At 74.0% G+C, this 23,859-nt stretch carries 6 protein-coding genes; 1 reads left to right on the forward strand and 5 read right to left on the reverse strand.

The window, feature by feature from the left end; translation table 11 throughout:
- Positions 1–104 precede the first annotated feature (104 nt).
- Positions 105–779 carry an LmbU family transcriptional regulator gene (locus tag AC07A4_RS22380; protein WP_478601366.1) on the forward strand — a complete coding sequence of 225 codons (675 nt, stop codon included), beginning with the start codon at positions 105–107 and terminating at the stop codon, positions 777–779.
- A 141-nt stretch (positions 780–920) separates the two neighbouring features.
- On the opposite strand, the gene AC07A4_RS22385 is transcribed toward AC07A4_RS22380, so the two are convergent.
- The 5 genes from AC07A4_RS22385 to AC07A4_RS22405 all read right to left on the reverse strand — a co-directional run bounded on the left by AC07A4_RS22385 (position 921) and on the right by AC07A4_RS22405 (position 23,853).
- Positions 921–2,126 carry a cytochrome P450 gene (locus AC07A4_RS22385; protein WP_478601368.1) on the reverse strand — a complete coding sequence of 402 codons (1,206 nt, stop codon included), beginning with the start codon at positions 2,124–2,126 and terminating at the stop codon, positions 921–923.
- A complete protein-coding gene (locus AC07A4_RS22390) occupies positions 2,116–3,429 on the reverse strand; it encodes a lysine N(6)-hydroxylase/L-ornithine N(5)-oxygenase family protein (protein WP_478601369.1) in 1,314 nt (437 codons plus the stop codon). Before AC07A4_RS22390 ends, AC07A4_RS22385 begins: the two co-directional genes overlap by 11 nt.
- A 73-nt stretch (positions 3,430–3,502) precedes the next feature.
- Entirely contained in the window at positions 3,503–19,048 is a 15,546-nt protein-coding gene (locus AC07A4_RS22395; RefSeq protein WP_478601371.1) for an amino acid adenylation domain-containing protein, read from the reverse strand.
- A gap of 90 nt (positions 19,049–19,138) precedes the next feature.
- On the reverse strand, positions 19,139–23,074 hold the full coding sequence (locus tag AC07A4_RS22400; protein ID WP_478601372.1) for an SDR family NAD(P)-dependent oxidoreductase: 3,936 nt from the start codon (positions 23,072–23,074) through the stop codon (positions 19,139–19,141).
- Positions 23,071–23,853, reverse strand: coding sequence for a thioesterase II family protein (locus tag AC07A4_RS22405; protein WP_478601374.1), 783 nt, complete (start codon positions 23,851–23,853; stop codon positions 23,071–23,073). Before AC07A4_RS22405 ends, AC07A4_RS22400 begins: the two co-directional genes overlap by 4 nt.
- Positions 23,854–23,859 lie beyond the last annotated feature (6 nt).

A 23,859-nucleotide genomic window follows, 5' to 3' on the forward strand; every position in this document is an offset into this window, starting at 1 on the left:
TTCAACCCGGGTTCCGCTTTCAGTCGAGGCCTTCCCCTCGATGCTCCCGTAACCATTCGGAGCGGCGGCCTGGAACTCTCATCACCTGCACAGCGGAGAGGAACATGGACCTGGCACTGACCGACCCAAGGGCCAAGAACCGGCCCGGCGGCACGCACGGCGCGCGCACGATGCGGGCCGCGACGGCGGGGAACAGGGACAGAATGTTCGTCACGGCCGGCCTCGGAGCCGACGTCGGCATCCAGACGCGCCGGGCCGAACTGCGCATCCCCGCGGGCCTCACCTTCGAGTCCTGGCGGCACATCGGATGCAATCTGACCATGATCGCCAACTCTTCCGGTTGGTGGCTCGGTGACTGGCTGGTGTACGGGGAGAACAGGTTCCCCGAGCGATACCGCGTCGTTCTCGACGAAACCACGCTCGACTACAAAACCCTGCGGAATTACGCCTGGGTGGCCCGCAGATTCCCGCCGTCCCGAAGGCGCGACGCCCTCAGCCTCCAGCACCACGCCGAAGTGGCCGCCCTTTCGAAAGCGGACCAGGACCGGTGGCTTCGGCAGGCGGAGAAGGAGAAATGGTCGACCCGGCGGCTGCGTAAGGAACTGCGCCAGACCCAGGAATCCGCGGACGGCACTCCAAAAGACACATCAATAAAGTTCGTCATGAGCCTGGACGCCAGCCGCAAGGACCTGTGGGCGCATGCTGCGGACAGCGTCGGCATGCCGCTCCAGGAGTGGATCGCCAAAGTGCTCGACGAAGCGGCGGTCGCCGTGGAATGACGGCGCCCGCCCCGCGGCCCGGTGCCATCCCCCCAACCATCCGGTTCGCGGGATGACGCCGGGCCCTTCCACGTGCCGCGCGCACGGTTCACTCGTACCGCACCCGTACCGCACCCGTGGCTCACTCGTGCCGCACGACGCTCAGCTCGCGCGGACCCGGACCGGCAGCGACGAGACCCCCGTGCTGTCGGGCGCCCGCATGAAGGTGGGGGGCTTGTCCGGATCCGTACGCAGCTCCCGGTAGCGGTCGAGGAGCATGTTCAGCACGACCCGGCCCTCCATCCGCGCCAGCGAGGCACCCAGGCAGAAGTGGATGCCCCGGCCGAAGCCGAGCTGCGGGTTGGGCGTGCGGCCCGGGTCGAACGCCATCGGGTCGGCGAAGACCCGCTCGTCGCGGTTGGCCGCGCCGAACCACAGCAGCACCATCTTCCCCGCGGGCAGGCGCTGCCCGGCGAGCTCCACGTCGACGGCGGTGGCCCGGTAGGTCGCCGCGACGGGACTCAAGTAGCGCAGGGACTCCTCGACCAGGCCCGGCACGAGCGCCCGGTCCGCCCGGACGCGCGCCAGCTGGTCGGGGAAGTGGTCCAGGCAGAGCACCGTGTTGCCGATCAGCATCGTGGTCGACAGATACCCGGCGATGAGCAGCATCTTGGCGAAGCCGACGATGTGCTCGTCGCTGAGCCGCTGCCCGTTCAGCTCGGCCGCGAGCAGCCCGCCCACGAGGTCGTCCCGGGGGGCGCGGCGGCAGCGCGCGACGTGCTCCCGCAGATAGCCGAGCATCGCGCGCAGGTGCTCCATCGCGGCCCCGAAGGCACGCTCCTGCTCCTCGGCGCTGTCGGCGAGCGACGTGCCGCCCATCTCGCCGACCACCCCGATCATCCAGGCCTCGAACAGATGGCGGTCCGCGGCCGGGATACCGAGGAGTTCGGTCACCACGGTCACCGGCAGGGGGTAGGCGAGCGACGTCATCAGGTCGAACTCGTCCTCGTCCCGGACGGCGTCGAGCAGTTCCTCGGCGAGCCGGGTGATCTGGGGTTCCAGATCGGCCACGACCTTCGGTGTGAAGGCGTGCCGCACCACGTCGCGCAGCCAGCGGTGGTCGGGCGGGTCCATCTGGAGCAGATCGCCCTCGGTGTAGGAGTCACCGGCGTTGTCGGGCATGAGCCGTGCCGTCTCCGCCGACGAGAAGGCCTCGGGAATGCCGAGGGCGTCGAGCACCTCGGCGTGGCCGTAGACGTTCCAGGCGTCCATGGCCTCGTCGTACCGCACCGGCTGTTCCAGGGGGCGGCCGTACAACCAGAACTGGCCGGGGTGGATGCCCCACCGTTCGGCGAGGTTAGCGCTCATGGGCGAACTCCCCTTCTCCGCTGGCGCCGGCCAGCCTGGTCGCGATCGACGAAGTGATCTCGGCGCTGCGCGTGGCCAGGTTCGACAGCAGCGACGAGGAAAGGCCGTGGGTGTGCTCGGTGCCGCCCTGCAGATAGACGCCGCAGTGCAGGCCGGGCGCGGTGAGGAGCCGGAAGTCCCGGTCGACCTGGAGCCGTCCCTCGGTGTCGCGCAGGCACCAGGGGGCGAGGTCGCCCAGGATCGCCCCGGGGTCCATGGGCTCGTAGCCGGTGGCGCAGACAAGGACGTCGAGGTCCATGTCGTACGACTCCTCGCGGGCCGTCGAGTGCAGGGTGACCCGGACGTCGTTCTGGACGGACTTCACGCCCGCCACGCGCGTCAGGTTGAGGAAGCGCAGCCGCTCGGTGCCCGCGAGTTCGTCGTCGTAGGCGCGCCGGTAGAGGTCCTTGATGACCTCGCCGTCGACCACCGAGTAGTTGGTGTTCTTGTGGTACTGCCAGAAGGCGTCCCGGGCGCGCCGGGTCCCGTGGAAGTAGTCGTCGATCGCGTCCGGGTCGAAGACCTGGTTGGCGAAGGGCGTGTTGTCCGCGATCGAGTAGCCGTAGGCCGGGACGACCGCGTAGATCTCCGCGTCCGGCAGGGTGTCGTGGAGGAAGCCGACGATCTCGGCGGCGCTCTGCCCCGCCCCGGCGACGGCCACGCGCCGCAGCGGACGGCGGTGTCCCCGCAGCCGGTCGAGGAACTCCGAGCTGTGCCACACCGACACGTCGGCCTCCACCCCGGCCGGCATGCGCGGTACGAGCCCGGTGGCGATGACGACGTTGCGCGCCTTCACCCGGTGGGTGGCGCCGCCGGGGCCGGTGTCGCACGCCGTGAGCAGGACGTGGTCCATTGGCGCGCGGGCACCGGCCGGGGCGTGCAGGGCGGTGACCCGTGAGCCGTAGCGGACGCGCGGGCGGAGCCTTGCCTCCGCCCACTCCAGGTAGTCGTGGAACTCCCTGCGGGTCGGGAAGAAGTCCTGGTTGTTGACGAACCGCGCGAGCCGTCCCGACGCGTGCAGATAGGCGACGAAGCTGTACGGAGAGGTGGGGTTGCGGAAGGTGGCCAGGTCCTTGAGGAACGAGACCTGCATCTTCGCCGACGGAAGCAGCATGCCGCGGTGCCAGCTCAGCGAGGCCCGCTGTTCGAAGAACACGGACGACACCGGGTCCGGGTGCTCCTCGAGCGCGATGGCGAGCGAGAGGTTGGCGGGCCCGAAGCCGACACCCACGACGTCGTAGGTGTCCGGTCCTTTCGTGTCCACGGGGGACTCCCTTCGTCTTCGTCCACCGGCACGCGCCCTCATCTCACCGGCGCTCACTGGTGCTCACCGGTCCTCACCGGTGCTCTCCGGCGAGATGACGGCTGATGACCTGGCAGATCTCGGTGGCGGGGCCGGGCAGATACAGGTCCTCGTGTGCGCTGGGGATGTCGTACTGGTGCAGGGTGCCGTGGACGTACGGGCGCCATTGCGCGGCGAAGCCGCCCTGGGACCCCGGCACGGCGTTGAAGAGCACGGCGTCGCCCCGGTAGGCGGGCGGGGCGAAGTCCCCCATCAGACCGGTGTAGTTGACGATGGCGGCGACCGCGGTGTCCACGGCCGACGCGTCGGCCACGCCGGTGAGGTGCGCGGCGAAGTAGTCCCGCACGGCGGCCTCGGTGGGCGGTGCCTGCGCGGCCAGGTACGCGCCGGGCGCGCTGTCCAGGAGGGCGAGCAGCCCCACCTCGTGGCCGCGGCGCTGCAGTTCCGCGGCCACCGCGTGGGCGAGCGTCCCGCCGACCGAGTGGCCCATCACGTGGAAGGGACCGTGCGCCTGTACGGCCAGGATCTCGTCGGCGTAGTCCGCCACCATCTCCTCGATGGACCGCGGCAGCGGCGCCGACCCGTCGAGTCCCTTGGCCTGGATCCCGTACGCGGGCCGGTCCTCCGGCAGCAGCGCGGCGAGGCCCAGATAGGGCCAGCAGATCCCGCCGCCGGGGTGGATCCACCACAGGGGTTCGCGGTCCCCCTGGGTCCTGATGGGCAGGACGGGGGCCAGCGGGTCCGTGGGTTCGGCCGTGGTGTCGTCCGTCGCCAGCGTCCCGGCGAGGGCGGCGGCGGTCGGGTGCTGGAACACGGCGGCGAGCGGGACGTCGGCGCCGGTCACGACGCGGATCCTGTTGACCAGGCGCGCCGCCGACAGGGAGTGCCCGCCCAGGGCGAAGAAGCCGTCGTCGACGCCGACCCTCTCCAGGCCGAGGGTCTCGGCGAACAGGTCGCACAGCAGGCGCTCCCGGAGCGTGCGCGGGGGCAGGCCGGTCGAGGACTCCGCGTAGTCCGGGGCCGGGAGCGCGCTCTTGTCCGGCTTCGCGCTCGCGTTCACCGGGATCTCGTCGACGATCATGACGACGGCCGGTACGGCGTGCTCCGGCAGCCGCTCCCTCAGATGGGCCCGCAGCTGGGCGCGCAGCTCGGGCTCCGCCGCCCTGCCGGTGGGCCCGGTGAGCGTGACGTATCCGGCCAGGCGCGCGTCGCCGTCGCGCTCGTCGACGACGACCACAGCCCGGTCCACCGCCGGATGTTCGAGAAGGACCGCCTCGACCTCGCCGAGTTCGATGCGCAGGCCGCGCAGCTTGATCTGGTCGTCCTCGCGGCCGCGGTAGGCCAGTTCGCCTTCGGCGGTCCACGCGACGACGTCGCCGGTGCGGTACATCCGTGTCCCCGCGGGCCCGAACGGGCAGGCCACGAAGCGCTGTGCGGTGAGCGCCCGGCGGCCGAGGTATCCGCGCGCCACTCCGGCCCCCGCGATGTACAGCTCCCCCGGGACGCCCGCGGGCAGCGGCCGCAGCGCGGCGTCGAGGACGTACACCTGGGTGCCGGGGATGGGGCGGCCGATGGGCGGGATGCCCTCGTCCCCGGTGAGCGGGGCGGACATGACGGTGGCCGCGGTGGTCTCCGTGAGGCCGTAGATGTTGACCATGCGCCGTCCCGGTGCCCACCTGCTCACCAGGTCGGGCGCGATCAGCTCGCCGCCGGTCGCCAGCGAGGTGACCGTGGGCAGGGCCTGTGGCGACAGCTGGGCGAGCGTCCCGATCGGGCACATCAGGTGCGTCACGCCGTTCTTGGCGAGGGTGGCGGCGAGGACCGGTCCCGCGGTCAGCTCGGCCTCGTCGGCAAGGACCAGCGTCGCCCCTGACAGGAGCGTCGTGTAGATCTCGCACAGCGAGACGTCGAAGCTCGGCGACAGCAGCTGGAGCATGCGGCTGCCGGACGTCACCGCGAGGCGTTCGGCGTGCGCCTCGACCAGGGCGGCGATGCCCCGGTGCGCGACCGCGACGCTCTTGGGCCGCCCCGTGGACCCCGAGGTGTACAGGACGTACGCGAGGCCGTCGGGTTCTGTGGTGCCGGTGACGGTCACCGGCTCGCCCTCGGGCAGCGGGTCGTCCAGGCGCAGCACCGGTACGGGCATCCGCGAAAGGGCCTCGGCGGTGGTGGCGTCCGCGAGGGTCAGGCACGCCCCGGAGTCGGCCAGCATGTAGGCGATGCGCTGGTCCGGGTAGGCGGCGTCGACGGGCAGATACGCGCCGCCCGCCTTGGCCACGGCCAGCAGCGCCACGATCAGTTCGGGTGAGCGCCGCGCGGAGACCGCCACCACCGACTCCGGGCCCACGCCGTGCCGCAGCAGGGCCCCGGCGAGCCGGTCGGAGCGGGCGTCGAGGTCCTTGTAGGTCAGCGCGTGCGGTCCGTGGGCCAGGGCCGTCGCGTCGGGGCTCGCGGTGACCTGGGCGGCGAAGAGCTCCGTGAGGGTGCTGGGGGCCGGCTCGGGCGTCCGGTGGCGCGCGGGCGCGTCCTCGGTGCCGATGGCCCCGATCGGGGTGTCCGGGGCCTTGGCGAGGGTGCGCAGGACCGAGGCGAGCCGGTTGACGATCTTCTCGGCGGTGTCGGGGGCGAACACGGCCCGGTGGTACTCGACGGCGACCCGCAGTCCGGGCTCGGCCGTGGCCGCCACGCCGAGGGGGTAGTGGGTGCCGTTGGGTGAGGTGACTCCGGTCAGGGTGAGCCCGCCGGTGGCCCCCTCGCCCGGCGCGGGGGCGGCGGGGAAGGCCTCGAAGACGGCGACGGTGTCGAAGAGTTCGGGCAGTCCCGTCCTCCGCCGGATGTCGGTCAGCGCGTGGTGATGGTGGTCGAGCAGGGCGGCCTGCCGCCGCTGGAGGCCGGTGAGGACGTCCTGGAGGGTGGTCCAGGGCGTGCAGGTGAGCCGGACGGGGACGGTGTTGATGAACATCCCGACCATCGACTCCACGTCCGCCACGGCCGGGGGACGCCCCGAGACCGTGGTGCCGAACAGCACGTCCTGCCGTCCGGTCAGGCCCGCGAGGACGATCCCCCACGCGCCGTGCACCAGGGTGCTGAGGGTGACGCCCATCTCGGCGGCCCTGCGCGGCAGTTCACCGGCGACGTCCTTGGGCAGCGGGACCTCCAGGCGCCGGGCGGTGTGCTCCGCGACCGTCGGCCGGGGCTGCCGGGAGGGGGCGAGCAGGGTGGGTTCCGCCACGCCGTCGAGCTCCTTCGCCCAGGCGCGGGCGGAGGCGTCCCGGTCCTGTCCGTGCAGCCAGGTGAGGAAGTCCCGGTAGGCGGCGGGCGGCGGCAGCGCCGGGGCGGCGCCGTCGGCCGCGTACCACCGCAGCAGGTCCCGCATGAGCAGCGGCACCGACCACCCGTCGAGCAGGACGTGGTGGGCGGTGAGCACCAGGACGGCCGACTCGGCGCCCGTCAGGGCCAGGGTGAGCCGGATCAGCGGCGGCGCCGCCGGGTCGAAGTGGTCGGCCGCGTCGTCGGCCAGGAGGTCCCGCAGCGCCTGGTCCCGCTCCGGCGCGGCGAGGTCGCGCAGGTCCACCTCGCGCCAGGGCAGCGTGACGTCGTCCAGGACGAGTTGGACCCACTCGCCCGCGGTGTCGCCGACGAAGGCGACGCGCAGGTTGGGGTGCCGGTTGAGCATGGCCTGCCCCGCCCGGCGCAGCCGGACGGGGTCCACCGCTCCGGCGAGTTCGTGCACCAGTTGCACGTGGTACGGGTCGTAGCCGGTGCCGGAGAGCAGGGACTGGACGAGCAGGCCGGACTGCAGGGCCGTGAGCGGCCAGATGTCGCCGAGCGTCGGGTAGCGCCGCCGCCAGGTGTCGATCTGCGCCTGCCGCACCGTGACCAGGGGCACGTCGGCCGGGACAAGTCCGCCCGCGTCGGGCCGCAGGGCGTGGCGCGCCAGTTGGGCGAGGGCGGTGCGCCACAGCTCGGCGAGCTCGCCCACCTCCTCCTTGCTCAGGACCTGCCCGGCGAAGCCGAACCGGGCGGTGAGGCGGGGTCCGGCCGCGGTCTCGGTGACGAACGCGTTCACGTCCACCGTGGACATCAGGGCCATGTCCGGGTCGCACCGCACGGTCAGGTCGGCGGCGCACGAGGCTTCGGTCCAGCCGAGCGAGCGCAGGTGCGCGGGCATGTCCGTGGCCGTGAACCGGCCGAGGTAGTTGAAGGTCACCTGGCCGGAGGGGTAGCGCGCGAGTTCGGCGGCGGTCTCCTCGTTCAGGTGGCGCAGCAGCCCGTATCCCAGGCCCTTGTGGGGCATCCGGAGCAGCTGGGTGCGGACAGCCTTGAGCACGTCTCCCACCGCCTCGTCCGCCAGGGCCTGCTCGGCGCCGTCGGCGGCCGGGCGCAGCGCCGGTGCGGGCAGGTCGACGCGGAGCGGGAAGAGGCTGGTGAACCAGCCCACGGTGCGGGACAGATCGGCGCCCGGGGCGAGCGTCTCCTCCCGGCCGTGGCCTTCCACGCGCAGCAGCGTCGAGGGCGCGCTCACGCCGCGCGCCCGCCGCCACCGGCCGACGGCGAGGGCGAGCGCGGCGATGAGCCCCTCGCCCACCCCGCAGCGGAAGGCGGCGGGCACCGTCGTCAGGAGCGCCGTCGTCTGCTCGGGCGGCAGCTGTACGTCCAGGCTGTCCGCCGTGGCCTGGACGTCGAGGGACGGGTCGAGGGCCCGGGCGCCGAGCAGCGGGTCGGGGCCGTCGAGGACGGACCGCCACAGCGGCAGCTCCGCCGTCCGCTCCGCGGTCGCCGCCTGGTGGACGAGGGTGCGCGTCCAGTGCCGGAACGAGGTGCCGACCGCCGCGAGCCGCGGCGTGCCGCCGACCCGGACGCGGTCCCAGGCGGCGGCGAGGTCGGGCAGCAGGACGCGCCAGGACACCGCGTCCACGACCAGGTGGTGCAGGGCGACGACGAGCAGCCCCGGGTCGGCCCAGACGAAGCGCGCCATCACCCCGCCCGCCGGGTCGAGCAGGCCGACGGCGGTGTCGAGATCGCGTTGCAGTGCGGCCGTGCCGTCGCCGTCCCGGCGCTCGACGCGGGTGATGAGGGTGGCGACGTCCACCGTGCCCGGCGGCTCGACGCGCAGGGCGCCGTCCACGAGGCGGCAGCGCAGCATGTCGTGGTGGTCGAAGAGCGCGGTCAGCGTGGCGGTGAGCCCGGCCGCGTCGATGTCCGCGGGCAGGTCGAGCACGGTGGCCATGGCGAAGCGGTCGATCGTCCCGTGCTCAAGGAGGTACGCCGCGACGGGGGGCAGCGGCAGCGTGCCGATGCCGGTGTCGCCGGGCTCGCCCGGGGCGTGCGCGAGAGTGGCCCGTTCGTCGGCCCGCGCCGCCAGTTTGGCCACCGTCCGCAGTTCGAACATCTCCCGCGGGGTGATCTCCACGTCCCGGGCCTTGGCCCGCGAGACCACCTGGATGGACCGGATGCTGTCGCCCCCGGCCAGGAAGTAGTCGTCGTGGACGCCGATCCGCTCGACGCCGAGGATGTCGGCGACGACGGCGGCGAGGGCCGCTTCCCTCGCCGTGCGCGGCGCCTGGTAGGCGACGGTGGGCGTGGCGCGCTTCGCGGCCACGGGGGCGGGGGCCGCGACCGCGCCGAGCGGGGCGTGGGGGTCGGCGGCGGCGCCGCGCAGCGTCGTGACGAACCGGTGGGCCAGGTCCTCGACGGTGGCGCGGTCGAACAGGTCGGTCGCGTACTCGACGTAGCCCGTCACGCCGCGTCCGGGGACGTCGACCATGATGAAGGACAGTTCGAGCTTGGCCGTGGCGGTGTCGACGGTGTCGATGGCCGTGCGCAGGCCGCTGAGCTCGAAGTCGCCGTCGGTGACGTGCTGCCAGGAGAACATGACCTGGAACAGCGGGTGGTAGGCGGTGGACCGCTCGGGGTTGAGGAGCTCCACCAGCCTCTCGAAGGGGACGTCCTGGTGGTCGTAGGCGGCCAGGGCGCGGTGCCGCACCTCGTCGAGGACCTCGGCGAACGTGGGGTTGCCGGGGGTTCGCACGCGCAGCACCCAGGTGTTGACGAAGAATCCGACCAGGCCGGTGAGCGCCTCCTCGGTGCGACCGGCGATCGGGGACCCGATGGTGAGGTCGTCGCCGCACCCCAGGTCGCGCAGCAGCGCCGCGAGGGCCGCCTGCAGGACCATGGACGTCGTCGCGCCGTGGGCGGCGGCCAGTTCCTCGGCGGCGGCCATCAGGCCGGGCTCCAGCGGGAAGGCCACGACGTCGCCGCGGTGGCTCATGACGGCGGGCCGGGGGCGGTCGGTCGGCAGGCGCAGCGGCTGGGGGACGCCGTCGAGCGCGGCCCGCCAGTAGTCGGCCTGGGCGGCGAGGACGCTCGCGGGGTCCTCCTCGTCGCCCAGCAACTCCCGCTGCCACAGCGTGTAGTCGACGTAACTCACGGGGAGTTCCCGCCACTCCGGTGCCGCGCCGCGCAGCCGGGCGGCGTAGGCCGTGCTCAGGTCGCGCAGCAGCGGGGCGATCGACTCGCCGTCGCCCGCGATGTGGTGGATCAGGAGCAGCAGCGTGTGCTCCTCGGGGCCGCACCGGAAGAGGCGGCCCCACACGGGGGGTTCGGCCGTCAGGTCGAAGAGGTGGACGGCGGCCTCGGTGACGGCGTCGTCGAGGGCGGCGGGTGCGACCTCGACGACGGGGACGTCCAGGCGCACCCGGTCGACGGGCACGATCCGCTGGTAGGGCACGGCGCCCTCGTCCTGCGCGACCAGCGTGCGCAGGCTCTCGTGCCGCGCCACCACGTCCCGCAGCGCCAGCCGCAGGGCCGGGGCGTTCAGGGCGCCGTCCAGGCGCAGCACGATCGGCACGTTGTACGTCGCCGACGCCCCGTCGAAGCGGTGGGCGAACCAGACCCGGTGCTGTGCCGGGGAGAGCGGCACGCGCTCGGGCCGCGGCTCGGCGCGGCGCAGGACGGGGCGTTCCGAGGGCCCGGTGGGCAGGTGCTCGACGAGCTGGGCGACGGTCGGCGCGTCGAAGACGACGCGGATGGGGACGTCCACACCCAGGGCAACGCGGATCCGGCTGACGAGGCGGGTGGCGAGCAGCGAGTGGCCGCCGAGCGCGGCGAAGTCGTCGTCGACGCTGACCTTCTCCAGGCCGAGGACCTCGGCGAAGAGCAGGCACAGGAGTTCCTCGCGGCGGGTGCGCGGGGCGCGGCCGCGGCCCGCGCCCGCGCCGATGTCGGGGGCGGGCAGCGCGGCCCGGTCCAGCTTTCCGCTGGTGGTCAGCGGCCAGGCGTCGAGCGCCACGACGGCCGTGGGCACCAGGTGGGCGGGCAGATGGGCCGCCGCGTGGGCGCGCAGGTCGTCGCCGAGCCGCCGGGGGCTGAACCAGCGCTGGGGCGCCGCGGGGGCGGACGGCGGGGGTGCGGCGTCGGGGCGGACGGCGAAGACGGAGTACATCCCCGTGCCCGCGAGCTCGTCCTCCTCCCGCACGGTGACGTCGAAGCCGTGCCCGCGCAGCAGGCCGAAGACGTGGGCGAGGCGTCCGTCGATGTCGTGGACCTCGGCGGCCAGCTGGCGGATGAGCGGCCAGTGCTCGGGCTCGATGCCGCGCAGGACGTCCAGTTCGCTCTTCTCGGCGTCGATCTTCAGCAGGTCGATCACCGGCAGGTCATGCTCCCGGATCACCTGGGAGAGCGTGCGCATCTCGATGTCGAGCCGCTCGCTGCGCAGCCGCTCCGTGAGCAGTTCGGCGAGCTCCGCCTCGTCGAGACCGGCCCGCTCGCCGTCGTCGCCGACGACCAGCTCCAGCATGCGGCGTTCCTCGCCCTCGTCGGCGAAGCGCCCGGAGAGCAGGGAAAGGTCCGGGTAGTAGGTGAACTCGGCGGTGCTGGGCGCGCTGCCGATGCCGCAGTTGGTCACCACGGCGTCCATGTCGTGCAGTTCGGCGTTGATCTCGAACATCCGGGCGAGCTCGGGAATGGGTTCGAACGCGTGGATGCGGGTGCCGGGCCAGCGCTGGCTGACGAACAGGGAGAACAGGCCGACGTGGCCGCCGACGTCGACCACGCGGGCGCCGGGGGGCAGGGTCATCCCGTCCTGGAGGTAGGCCTGGCGCGTGAAGATCTCGTCGTACAGGAACGCGGTGCTCGACCGGTTGCGGGCGCGCACGGTCATGCCGTTGGGCAGTTCGTGGAGCTCCTGCCCGTCGAGCCGTCCCTCGCGGCGCAGGCGGCACAGGTTGGCCACGGCCGACGCCGTGCTCCGGTCCGGCACGACGTACGCCACGAGCAGGGGCCCGTCGCCGCCTTCGCGGGCGAGTACGGTGGCGCGCTCGACGCCGGGGTGGTCGCTCAGCACGCCCTCGATCTCCCCTGGTTCGACGCGCCAGCCGCGGATCTTGATCTGGTGGTCGGTCCTGCCGAGGTACTCGACCTGTCCTTGGCCGTCCCACCGGACCAGGTCCCCGGTGCGGTACATGCGCGCGCCCGGCGCGCCGAAGGGGTCGGCGACGAACCGGTCGGCCGTCGTTCCCGGGCGGTGGACGTAGCCGCGGGCGAGCTGGTCGCCCGCGAGGTAGAGCTCTCCCGCCATGCCGGGGGGAACGGGGGAAAGGCGCTCGTCCAGGACGTAGAGCCGGGTGTTCCACACGGGCCGGCCCAGGGTGACGGGGCCGGGCCCTGGCGGGCAGGGCGCGGCGGTGACGTCGACGGCGGCCTCGGTGGGGCCGTAGAGGTTGTGCAGCCGGGCGCCGAGGACCGTGTGGTACTGGTCGCGCAGGGCGGGCGGCAGTGCCTCGCCGCTGCAGATGACCTCACGCAGGCTGGTGCACCCGGCCGCCCCGGGGTGCCGGAGGAAGTCCTGGAGCATCGACGGCACGAAGTGGGTGAGCGTGACCTCGGCCCGCTGGATGAGCGCGGCCAGGTACGCCGCGTCCCGGTGCCCGTCCGGCCTGGCCACCACCAGGGTGGCGCCCGAGATCAGGGGCAGGAACAGCTCCCAGACGGAGACGTCGAACGTCAGCGGCGTCTTGTGCAGGACGACGTCGCGCGAGGTCACCGCGTAGTGGTCCCGCATCCACAGCAGCCGGTTGACGATGGCGGCGTGTGCGACCGCCACGCCCTTGGGCCTGCCGGTCGAACCCGAGGTGTGCAGGACGTACGCCAGGTTCGCGGGGGCCGGGCGCGGGGCGCGTCCGGTGTCCGTGGGTGCGGCGTCCTTGTCCGGCTCGTCGACGGTGACGCGGGTGGCGCCCGGGGGCAGCGGCGCGTCCGGCGTGGTGAGGGTGAGGAGCGGGCGGGCGTCCTCGTGGACGTGGGCGACGCGGTCGGCGGGGTGGTCCGGGTCGACCGGCAGATAGGCGGCGCCGGTCTTCAGGGCCGCCACGAGGGCGACGACCATCTCCACCGAGCGCGGCAGCATGACGGCCACCACGGTCTCCGGGCCCGCGCCGCGGGCCGCGAGGCGGCGGGCGAGCCGGTCGGCGCGTGCGGCGAGTTCGGCGTAGGTGAGGGCCTCGTCCTCGTACCGCACCGCGATCGCCGCCGGTGACCGGGAGCACTGCTCCTCGACCAGGTCGGTGAGGGTGGTGGCGGGCACCGGGCGCGCCGTGTCGTTCCACCGGGTGAGCACGCGCTCGCGCTCGGCGGGGTCGAGGAGGGTGACGCGGTGGACCGGCGCCTGCGGGTCGGCGGCGAACTGCCGCAGGATGCGGTGGAAGCGGTCGGCGATGCCGGTGACCACCTCGTGGTCGAAGACGTGCTGCTGGTACTGGAGCACGAGCCGCAGTTGCGGGTCGGCGTCCGCCACGACCGCGAGCGGGTAGTGGGAACCGCCGTAGGGCGTCAGGCCCGTGACGGTCACTCCGGTGCCGGCGTAGGCCTCGCTGAGGCCGACGTGGTCGATGGGGTAGGACTCGAAGACCACGAAGGTGTCGAACAGCGGGTTTTGGCCCGCGGCCCGCTGGATGTCGGCCAGGCCGCGGTGGTGGTGGTCGAGGAGCGCCGCCTGGCGGTCCTGCTGACGGATCATCAGCTCGGCGAGCGTGTCGGTGGCCGAGCAGCGCACCCGTACGGGCAGCGTGTTGATGAACACGCCCACCATGGAGTCCACGTCGGGGATGGCGGGCGGGCGGCCCGAGACGGTGGCGCCGAAGACCACGTCCGAGCGGCCGGTCAGACGGCCGAGGAGGATCGCCCAGGTGCCCTGGACCAGCGTGTTGAGGGTGATGCCGAGCTCGGCCGCGCGCCGTGACAGGGCGCGGGCCAGGTCGGCGGGCAGCGGGACGGCGACCTGGCCGACGTCGGCGGCGCCGACCGCGGAGGCGCCCGGGGCCAGCAGCGTGGGACCGCCCACCTCGTCGAGCTCCGCCGCCCAGGCGCGCGCCGCCGCCTCGTGGTCCTGCCGCGCGCGCCACTCCAGGAACGTCCGGTAGCCGTGCGCGCGGGGCGGCGCCGCGGCGGCGCCGCCCGTGCCGTACAGCTTCAGCAGGTCCCGCAGCAGCAGCGGCACCGACCAGCCGTCGAACAGGACGTGGTGGGCGGTGAAGACCAGCTCGGCGGTGTCCGCGCCCGTGGTCACCAGGGAAAGGCGGAGCAGCGGCGGCGAGGCCAGGTTGAAGTGGGCGCCGCGGTCCTCCTCCAGGAACCGCTCGAGCTCCGCGTCCTGGTCGGCGCCGTCTTCCGGGCCGCTGAGGTCGAGGTGCCGCCAGGGCAGTTCGATCCGCTCCGAGATGACCTGGACGTGATCGCCGTCGCCGTTCGGCACGAAGGCGGCGCGCAGGTTCGCGCAGCGGTCGAGCAGGCTCTGTCCCGCCGCCCGCATCCGGTCGGGGTCGACCCGGCCCGACAGGTGCAGGACGAGCTGGACGTGGTAGGGGTCGAAGCCCGATCCCGCCAGCATCGCGTGGAACAGGAGCCCGGACTGCAACGGCGTCAGCGGCCAGATGTCGGCGACCGCCGGGTAGCGGCGCTCCCACTCCTCGATCTGGGCCTGGCGCACCGACACCAGCGGCACGTCCGAGGGGGTCAGGCCCCCGGCGCCCGGCTCGGCGGCGTGCCGCGCGAGGGCCGCGAGCGCGGCGCACCACAGGTCGGCGAGCTCGCGCACCTCCGCCGCGGTGAGGACCCCGCGCGGGAAGCTGAACCTGGCCGCGAGCCGCGGCCCCTCCTCGGTGTCGGTGACCATCGCGTTGACGTCGAGCGCGGACAGGGCGGGCATGTCGGGGTCGAGGTCGGCGAGGAGTTCGGCGGTGCCCAGGGTCCGGTTCCAGCCGAGGCCGCGCAGGTTCTCCGGCATGTCCGCGTCGGAGTAGCGGCCGATGTAGTTGAACGCGATCTGGCCGAAGGGAAGCCGGGTGAGCTCGGCCGCGGTGTCCTCGTTCAGATGGCGCAGGAGCCCGTAGCCGATTCCCTTGTCCGGGATGCGCAGCAGCTGCTCCTTGACCGCCTTGACGGCGCGGCCCATCGCGGGACCTGAGGCGAAGGCGTCGTCCGCCGCGACGCCGTCGTCACCGGCTGCCGCGCCGACGTCCAGGCGTACGGGGAACATGCTGGTGAACCAGCCCACGGTGCGCGACAGGTCCGCGCCCGGCACCACGTCCTCCTCGCGGCCGTGGCCCTCCAGGCGCACCAGCAGCGAACTCGTCTCCACGCCGCGCGCCCGGCGCCACCGCTGGACCGCGAGCGCCAGGGCGGCGAGCAGGCCGTCGTTGACGCCGCCGTGGAAGGCCCCGGGCACATCGGTGAGGACCGCCTCGGTGACGGCGGCGGGCACCCGCGCCCACAGGTGCTCGACGGTGGACATGACGTCCACGGCCGGGTCCGGGCGGCGGCGTCCGAGCACCGGGTCCGGGCCCTCCACCACGGAGCGCCACAGGGGCATCTCGGTGATCCGCCGGGGCGCCTCCTCCACCAGCGCGTGCGTCCACCGGCGCAGCGAGGTCCCCACCTCCGGCAGCTTCGGCGTCCGGCCCTCGCGGACCTGCTCCCACGCCGCCGCGAGGTCCGGGAGCAGGATCCGCCAGGAGACGCCGTCCACCACGAGGTGGTGCAGGACCACCAGGAGGCGGCCCGGGTCGCACCACACGCACTGCGCCATGACTCCGGCGGCGGGGTCAAGGCGGCCGGTGGCCGCGTCGAGTTCGGCGCGGGCCAGCTCCTCCCACGGCCCGTCCCACGCCACGCGGCGCAGCAGCGCGCGGGCGTCGACCGAGCCGGGCGGGCCGATCCGCAGCCCTTCGGCGTCGAGGCGGGAGCGGAGCACGTCGTGCCGGTCGAGCACGGCGGCCAGGGTCGCCGCGAGCCCGGCCTCGTCGATGCCCTCGGGCAGGTCGAGCACCATCGACATGGAGAAGCGGTCGTATCCGCCGCCGAGCTCCCGCAGGAACCGGGCCACGGGCGGCAGCGGCAGGAAGCCCACGCCGCCGCCGTCCAGCTCCGCCAGGTGGTCCTCGGTGCCCGAGCGGGAGCCCGCGAGCTCCGCGAGGCGCGCCGCCGTGCGGCACTGGAAGATCTCCCGGGAGGTCAGCTCGATGCCGTGCGCCCGCGCGCGGGCGACGACCTGGAGCGAGCGGATGCTGTCCCCGCCCCGGGTGAAGAAGTCGTCGTCGACGCCGACCCGGTCCACGCCGAGGACCCCGGCGTACACCGCGACGAGGATCTCCTCGGCGGGGGTGCGCGGGGCGCGGTACGCGCCGCCGGTGAACTCGGGGGCGGGCAGCGCCGCGCGGTCCAGTTTGCCGGTCGGGGTGAGCGGGATCGCGTCGAGGACCGTGAAGGCGGCGGGCACCATGAACTCCGGCAGGCGCTTCGCGACGAAGGCGCGCAGCTCGGCGATCGAGAGTCCGGCGGACAGGTCGACGTTCAGGTGGCGGCCGCCCGCGCCGGTGTCGCGCGCGGTGCGTCCGGTCGGGACCACGTAGCCCACCAGGTGGCGCCCTGTGGGCAGGTCGTGCGTGGTCACCACCGCGTGGGTCACGCCGGGGTGGGCGGCCAGGGCCGCCTCGACCTCGGCGGGTTCGATGCGGAAGCCGCGTACCTTCATCTGGCTGTCGTCGCGTCCGACGAACTCAAGGCGGCCATCGGCGTCCTGGCGGGCGAGGTCGCCGGTGCGGTACATGCGCTGCCCGGGGGGTCCGAAGGGGTCGGCCACGAAGCGTTCGGCGGTCAGCGCGGCCCGGCCGTGGTAGCCGCGGCCCACCTCGCCCGCGACGTACAGCTCCCCGACGACTCCCGGAGCCACGGGCGTGAGTCCCGGGCCGAGGACGTAGGCGCGCATGTTGCCCAGCGGGGTGCCGATGGGCGCGCTGCCCGACGCGTCCGCCGGCGGCGGGTCCTGGATGACGTGCGTGGTCGCGTAGAAGCTCTCGCTCTGGCCGTACGCGTTGACCACGCGGACCCCGGGGAACGCCTGCCGCACCTGGCGCACCAGGGACGTGGGCAGCGCCTCCCCGGCGAAGACCACGCTGTCGACCTGGGTGTGCGGGGCGATCTGGTCGACGAGTTCGGCGAAGACCGAGGGCACGGTGCTGATCACGCCGCCGGACCACCCGCCCCGCTCCCCCAGTTCGAGGACGTCCCGCACGACCTCGACGGTGCCGCCGGTGACCAGCGTGGTGACGGTCTCGAAGACGGACACGTCGAACCCGATGGAGGTGCCGGCGACAACGCGCGTGCCCGGCCGCAGTCCGAGCGTGGCCGCGAGGCCGGTCACGCCGTTGACCACGCCGCGGTGGGTGATCGCGGCGCCCTTGGGCGTGCCGGTGGAGCCGGAGGTGTACAGGACGTAGGCCAGGCCGTCCGGGTGCGGCGGCGCGACCGTGGCGTCCGGGTCCGCGTCCCGCGCGGCCAGTGCTTCCAGGTGCGCCACGGGCAGGTCGCCCGTCGGCAGCGCGTCGGCCGTGGCCGTGTCGGTGAGCACGAACACCGGGCGGGCCTCGGACAGCACGTGCTCCAGGCGGGTGCTCGGATAGCGGGGGTCGACGGGCAGATAGGCGGCCCCCGACTTCAGGATCGCGAGCAGCGCGACCACCAGGTCCGCCGACCGCGGCAGCGCGAGCGCGACCAGCCTCTCCGGGGCCGCGCCCTCGCGGACCAGGGCGCGGGCGAGCCGGGTCGCCCGCTCGTCCAGGTCCCGGTAGGTCAGCTCGCGCCCGTCGTGGACGACCGCCACCGCGTCGGGCGTCGCCTCGGCCTGGCGCTCGAACAGCTCGGGGACGGTCGATGGCGGGGTCGGGGCCGCGGTGTCGTTCCACCGCGTCAGGAGCTCGCGCTCGGCCGGGGCGAGCACGTCCACCGCGCTGATCGGGGCGTCGGTGTCCGCGGTGAGGTGGCGCAGCACGCGCACCAGGCGTTCCCCGACGCGCACGACGGTGTCCCGCTCGAACAGGTCGGTGGCGTACTCCAGGTTGCACACCAGGCCCGGCCCGTCCTCGGCGAAGTTGAACTCCAGGTCGAACTTCGCGGTCGGCGTCGCCACGGTCCGCATCGACGCCCGCAGGCCTGGCAGGTCCAGGTCCACCCGGGGCGTGTCCTGCCAGCTGAACATCACCTGGAACAGCGGGTGGTGGGCGGTGGAGCGCTCGGGGTTGAGCGCCTCCACGAGCCGTTCGAAGGGGGCGTCCTGGTGGTCGTAGGCGCTCAGCGCCTTGTCCCGTACGCGGTCGAGGACCGTCCCGAGCGAGGGGTTGCCGCCGAGGTCGACGCGCAGCACCCAGCTGTTGACGAAGAACCCGACCAGGTCGGCCATGGCCTCGTCGGTGCGGCCCGCGACCGTGGCGCCGATGGTCACGTCCTCGCCCGCGCCCAGGTGGTGCAGCAGGACCGCGAGGGCCGTCTGCGTCACCATGGCCGTGGTCACGCCCCTGGCCGCCGCCAGGTCGTCGACGGCGGCCACCAGGCCGGGGTCGATCGCGACGGTCACGAGGTCACCGCGGCGGCTCGGGCTCGGCGGCCGCGGCCGGTCGGTGGGCAGCCGCAGCTGCTCCGGGGCGCCGGACAGTTCGTCCTTCCAGTACCGGAGCTGGGTGGCGAGCACGCTGTCCGGGTCGTGCTCGTCGCCCAGGACCTCCCGCTGCCACACGGTGTAGTCGCGGTACCGCACCGGCAGGTCCGGCCACGTGGGCTCCCGCCCGGTGACGCGGGCCCGGTAGGCGGCGGACAGGTCGCGGGCCAGCGGCGCCGTCGACTCCCCGTCGACGGCGACGTGGTGGATCACCAGGACCAGCGTGTGCCGGTCCGCTCCCGAGCGCAGCAGCGACGCGCGCAGGGGGATGTCGGTGGACAGGTCGAACCGGTGGGCCGCCTCCTCGGCCACCGCCTCGTCCAGGTCCTCGGGCGAGACCACCGTCACCGGCACGGGCAGCACAAGGCGGTCCACCGGCACGATCTTCTGCGTGGGCACGCCGTCCTCGTCCTCGACGAACACGGTGCGCAGGGACTCGTGGCGGACGACGACGTCCCGCAGGGCGGAGCGCAGCGCGGCGGCGTCGAGATCGCCGTGGAGGCCCACCACGAAGGGCACGTTGTAGACCGCGGAGGGCCCTTCGAGCCGGTCGATGAACCACAGCCGCCGTTGTGCGAAGGAGATAGGGATCACTACGTCCGCTCCTCGGTCATTCATGCCACGCGAGCCAGAGCCGATGGACAGCGCGTGCGGTACGGGAAGGGGCACTTCCGCCGCACACCGTCACCGGGGTGTGCGGCGTCGTTCGATGGCCGCGGCCATGCCCGCGACCGTCGGGGCCTCGTAGAACTCCTGGGTGGTCATGCGGACCGCGATCCGGTCGTCGACGAGGCCGAGCAGCCGGGTGACGCGCAGGGAGTCGCCGCCGAGTTCGAAGAACGAGTCGTCCCGGCCCACCCGCGGCCGGTCGAGGGCGTCGGACCAGACGCGCGCCAGGCTCCGTTCGAGCGCGGTGACGGGCGGTGTGAAGGCGCGGGCGGCCCGGCGCGGGGCGGCGTCCAGCAGCAGCCGGGGCACGTCGACGCCGCCGTCGGCGTGCCGGGGCAGGTGCGGCAGCTCCACGAGGCGCACCGGTACGGGGCAGGCGCGGGCGTGGGGCTCCACGGCGGCGCGCACGGCGTCGGCGTGGGCTGCCGCCGCCGGGGAGCGCGTGGTGTAGGCGACCACGAGTTCGCTGACGCGCAGCTCCTGCGGGGCCAGTTCCTCGACGATCTGGGGATGGGCGAGGTCGAGGCCGAGGAGCAGATAGGGGTGGGGTGAGGTCAGGGCGTCCAGGAGCAGCCTCAGCCCGTCGTCGGGTGCGACGGCCAGGAATCCGCGGCGTCGCGCGGGCTCGCTCGGCCGGTCCTTGTTCATGCCGACGCCGCTCCACATGCTCCAGGCCAGGCACCGTACGGAGCGATGGCGTTCGTGGCGCCAGTGGTCGGCGAACCCGACGAGGAAGGCGTTGGCCGCGGCGTAGGCGCCGAAGGAGTGCCCGCCGAACTCGCCGTTGACGGAGCCGAAGAGGACGAGCGTGGCGTCAGGGCGGCCCTTGAGCACCCGCGCCACGGCGAGCGTCCCCGCCACCTTGGCGTGGTACTGCTCGGCGAAGGTCGCCGCGGACTCCCGGGCGAGGGTGTGCCGTTCGAGGTCCTCCCACTGCCCGGTCGGGTCGGCGGCGGCCAGGTGCAGCACGCCGTCCACGGGGCCGCCCCAGGCGTCCTCGGCCGCGGCGAGCGCGCGCTCCAGGGCGAAGGCGTCGGCGACGTCGGCCTGGTGGTGGCGGACGTCGCCGAGCCCGGCCAGTTCGGCGAGGCGGGCGGCCCGCTCCCCCGCCACGGGTGAGCGCCCCACGAGCAGCAGCTTGACGCCGTAGGCGGCCAGCAGGTGGCCCGCGATGTCCAGGGCGATCCCGCCGAGGCCACCGGTGATCAGATACCGGCCGCCCGTGATCACCGGCGGCGCGGCGCTGTCCGCGCCGCCGTCCTCGGGGACGGGCACCAGGACCGGCCGCCAGCGGTGCGCCTCCCGTGCGGCGACGACGCCGGTGCGGTCGCGGTCGGTCAGTTCCGTGCGCAGCGCCTGCTCCCACCGCCGGTGGTCGGCGGGCAGGTCGAGCTGGCGGATCCGCAGCCCTGGGTGCTCGGCGACCGCGGTCCTGACCAGGCCGGGCACCGCGCACGTGCCGAGGTCGACGCGGTCGCCGTCCTGGACGCGCACCGCTCCCGCGGTGAGGACGAGGACGAGCGGGCTGCCGCACTCCCCCTCGGCGGACTCCCCCTCGGCGGACTCCTCCTCGGCGAGCGCGCCGAGCAGCGCGGTCAGTTCGGCCGTCGTCGCGGTCAGCTTCGTCAGGGGATCGCCGTCGCACGACAGCGGAAGGGCGAACACGATAGTCGAGACGGCGCCGTGCCGTGCCGTGACGGCCCGCAGCAGCTCCCGTACCCGCGCCCGGTCGTCCGGCCGCACGCGGTACCGGTCCGGCGCCTCCTCGACGAGCCCCTCGCCCCGGGCGGCGACGACCAGCGGGCCCTGCGGGCGCAGCCGCCTGAGCACCTCCTTGTCGGCGAGCAGCAGCCGCACACCGCCGCCGTCGCCCTGGGGGGCGGTCCGGGGCAGGCGCGTCCACTGGCGCCGGGCGACGCCGAGCCGCTCCGGCTCCGCGGCGGTGGTGAGGAGACGGTCGTCGAAGGCTCCGGCGCGCAGCCGCTCGGCCAGCGGGGACCGCTGGATCTTTCCGCTGCTGGTCTTGGGGAACTCGGCCTCCGTCAGGGGCACGAGGAGATCGGGGGCGAGCCCGGCCTCGCGTCCCAGGGCGACGCGGATGTCCTCGGCGATCCGGGTGAGCGCCTTGTCCTCCTGGTACGCGGGCACGTCCTCGGGCACGAAGAAGACGGCGAGGCGGTCGGACGTGGCGGTGGGTTCGCGCACCCCCGCGGCGGCCACGAAGGTGGGCCGGACGCCGTCGACCCCCTCGACGACGTTCTCCAGTTCGTGCGCCAGGTAGTTGATGCCGCGCACGATGATCTGGTCCTTGGCGCGCCCGGCGATGACGACCTCGCCGTCGCTGACGAAGGCGAGGTCGCCGGTGCGGAACCAGCCGTGTGCGTCGTACGCGGCGCGGTTGGCCTCGTCGTTGCGGAAGTAGCCACGCATCATCGTGACGCCCTGGATGCGCAGTTCGCCGACCTGGTCCTCGGGCAGGACGGCCCCGTCCTCGCCCACGACGCGCAGCCGGACTCCGGGGACGGGCCGTCCCACGGTGGAGAGCACGGCCGCGCGCTCGTCGTCGGGCGGCAGTCGGCGGACGGCGCCGCCGAGCGACGTGGGGTCCACGGCGACGGTGCCCGCCGTGGGCTCGGTGCGGCTCTGCCGGGTGTAGGTGACCCCCGCGCACGTCTCCGACATGCCCCAGGCCGGCACCATCGCGTCGGCGCGCAGCCCGTGCGGCGCCAGCAGGTCGAGGAACCGGTGGCTGGTGGCGGCGACGACGGGCTCGCCCCCGTTGACCAGCTCCCGCACGCTGGAGAGGTCCCAGGACCGGCGGCCGATCTCCGCGCCCCGCTCGTTGACCATGGAGAAGGCGAAGTTGGGCGCCCAGGTGTTGGTGACCCGGTAGCGGTCCATCCAGTCGAGCCAGAGCAGGGGGTCGACGAGGAAGTGGTCGGTCCTGGCGTTGACGTGCCAGCACCTGACGAAAACGTCGCGCACGTTGTAGAACGCGACCGTCACATGGTCCAGCGGCATCCAGATGAGGCTGACGTCGTGCTCGGTCAGTCCGCAGTGCGCGGCGACCGCGTACGTACGGGCCGCCACTCCCGCGTGCGTGTGCCGTACGCACTTGGGCACGCCGGTGCTGCCGGAGGTGAGCAGGTCGAGGACGGGGTCGCCGGGCGTCGCGGGGAACCAGTCGTGGTCCGGCGGCGCCTGGACGAGGTCCTGGGTGGTGAGGACGCGGACGTCGGGCTCGCCCCACAGCGCGCGCACCCCGGCCAGGGCGCCGACGGTGGCCGTGTCGGTGATGAGCACCGGCCGCCCGAGGAGTTCCCAGGCGTTGCGCAGCTTGCGGTTGGGTTCGTTGGGGGTCTGGTACGTCGGGGCGACGGCGACGGGGGCAGGGACGAACCCGCCGAGCACACACGCCCAGAAGGCCGTGAGGTAGGCGCGGTTGTCGGCGAACACGAACAGGGCGGAGTCGCCGGGGCGCAGTCCCGCCGCGCGCAGCCCGGCGAGCGCCCGCTCGGCCTCGGCGAGCAGCTCCGGATACGTCTGCACGTCGTCGTCGTGGTCGCGCCTGAGGTAGACCGTGCCGCGGTCGGGGGCGGCCGCTGCCGCCGCCCGCAGGGCTTCTTGCAGCGTGGCGGGCGCGCCGTCGGGCACGGTCAGGGGGCCGCCGTCGAGGTCGGCGAGCGGGCGGTCCGCGGCGCCCGTGGGCGGCGGCGGGCCGGGAGCCGCGGTCTCGGGGCGCCCGGCGGGGCCGAGGGTCCTGCGGACGACCGCGGCCGCGTCGGCGACGCCGGGCACCCGCAGGGCCGCGGCGGCGACGCGGTCGAGGGTCTCCCCGTCGAACCGCCCGAACTGGCCAGGTTGGTCGAGCTGGCCGGGCTGGCCGGGCTGATGGGGCCGGTCGGGCTGGTCGGGCTGGTCGGGCTGGTCGGGCACGTCGACGTGTGTCATCTCGTTTCCCCTTCCGTCGCCGGGGTCGGTGTCCGCTCGTCGATGAACGCGACGACGTCGGCGAGCTCCTCCAGGAAGTAGAAGTGGCCGCCCTCGTACAGCCGGGTGGTGAGGTCCTTGGTGGTGCACGCCGACCACGCGCTCAGGGACTCCACCGGAGACCTGGGGTCGGCCGTGCCCGAGAGCACCGTGAGGGGGCACTCCAGCGGCGGCCCCACGGTCAGGCGGTGCCGCTCCCACAGCGCGAAGTCCGCCCGCAGGACGGCCAGGAGGGAGCCCATCACGTCCTCGTCGGCGAGGATCTCGGCCTCGACTCCGCCGAGCCGGATGATCTCGGCGCGGAACTCGTCGTCCGGCAGCGCGTGGAGGTGCCGGGCGCCCGGCTGCCCCGGGGCCGGTTGCGCGGAGAGGAAGAGCCGTTCGGGGCCCCGGTGGCCCCGCGAGCGCAGCGCCTGGGCGAGTTCGTAGGCCAGCGCGGCCCCGCAGGAGTGGCCGAAGAAAGAGACAGGGCCGTCCAGGACGGGGCGCAAGGCGTGCACCAGGACCCTGACCAGGGGGCCGACCTCGGTGAAGGGCTCCTCGGCGATCCGGTTCTGACGGCCGGGCAGCTGCACCGCGACCAGTTCGGTGTCGGCGGGCAGGTGCTCGACCCAGTCCGTGTAGGCGGCGGCGCCCGCGCCCGCGTGCGGGAAGCAGATCAGCCGCCGCCGGTGCCCGGGGCGGCGCGCCCGCCAGACGTAGGGGCTCTCCGGGACCAGTTCCTCGATGTCGACGCTCATGCGCGG

This window comes from Streptomyces sp. NPDC043996 (genome assembly GCF_056435225.1).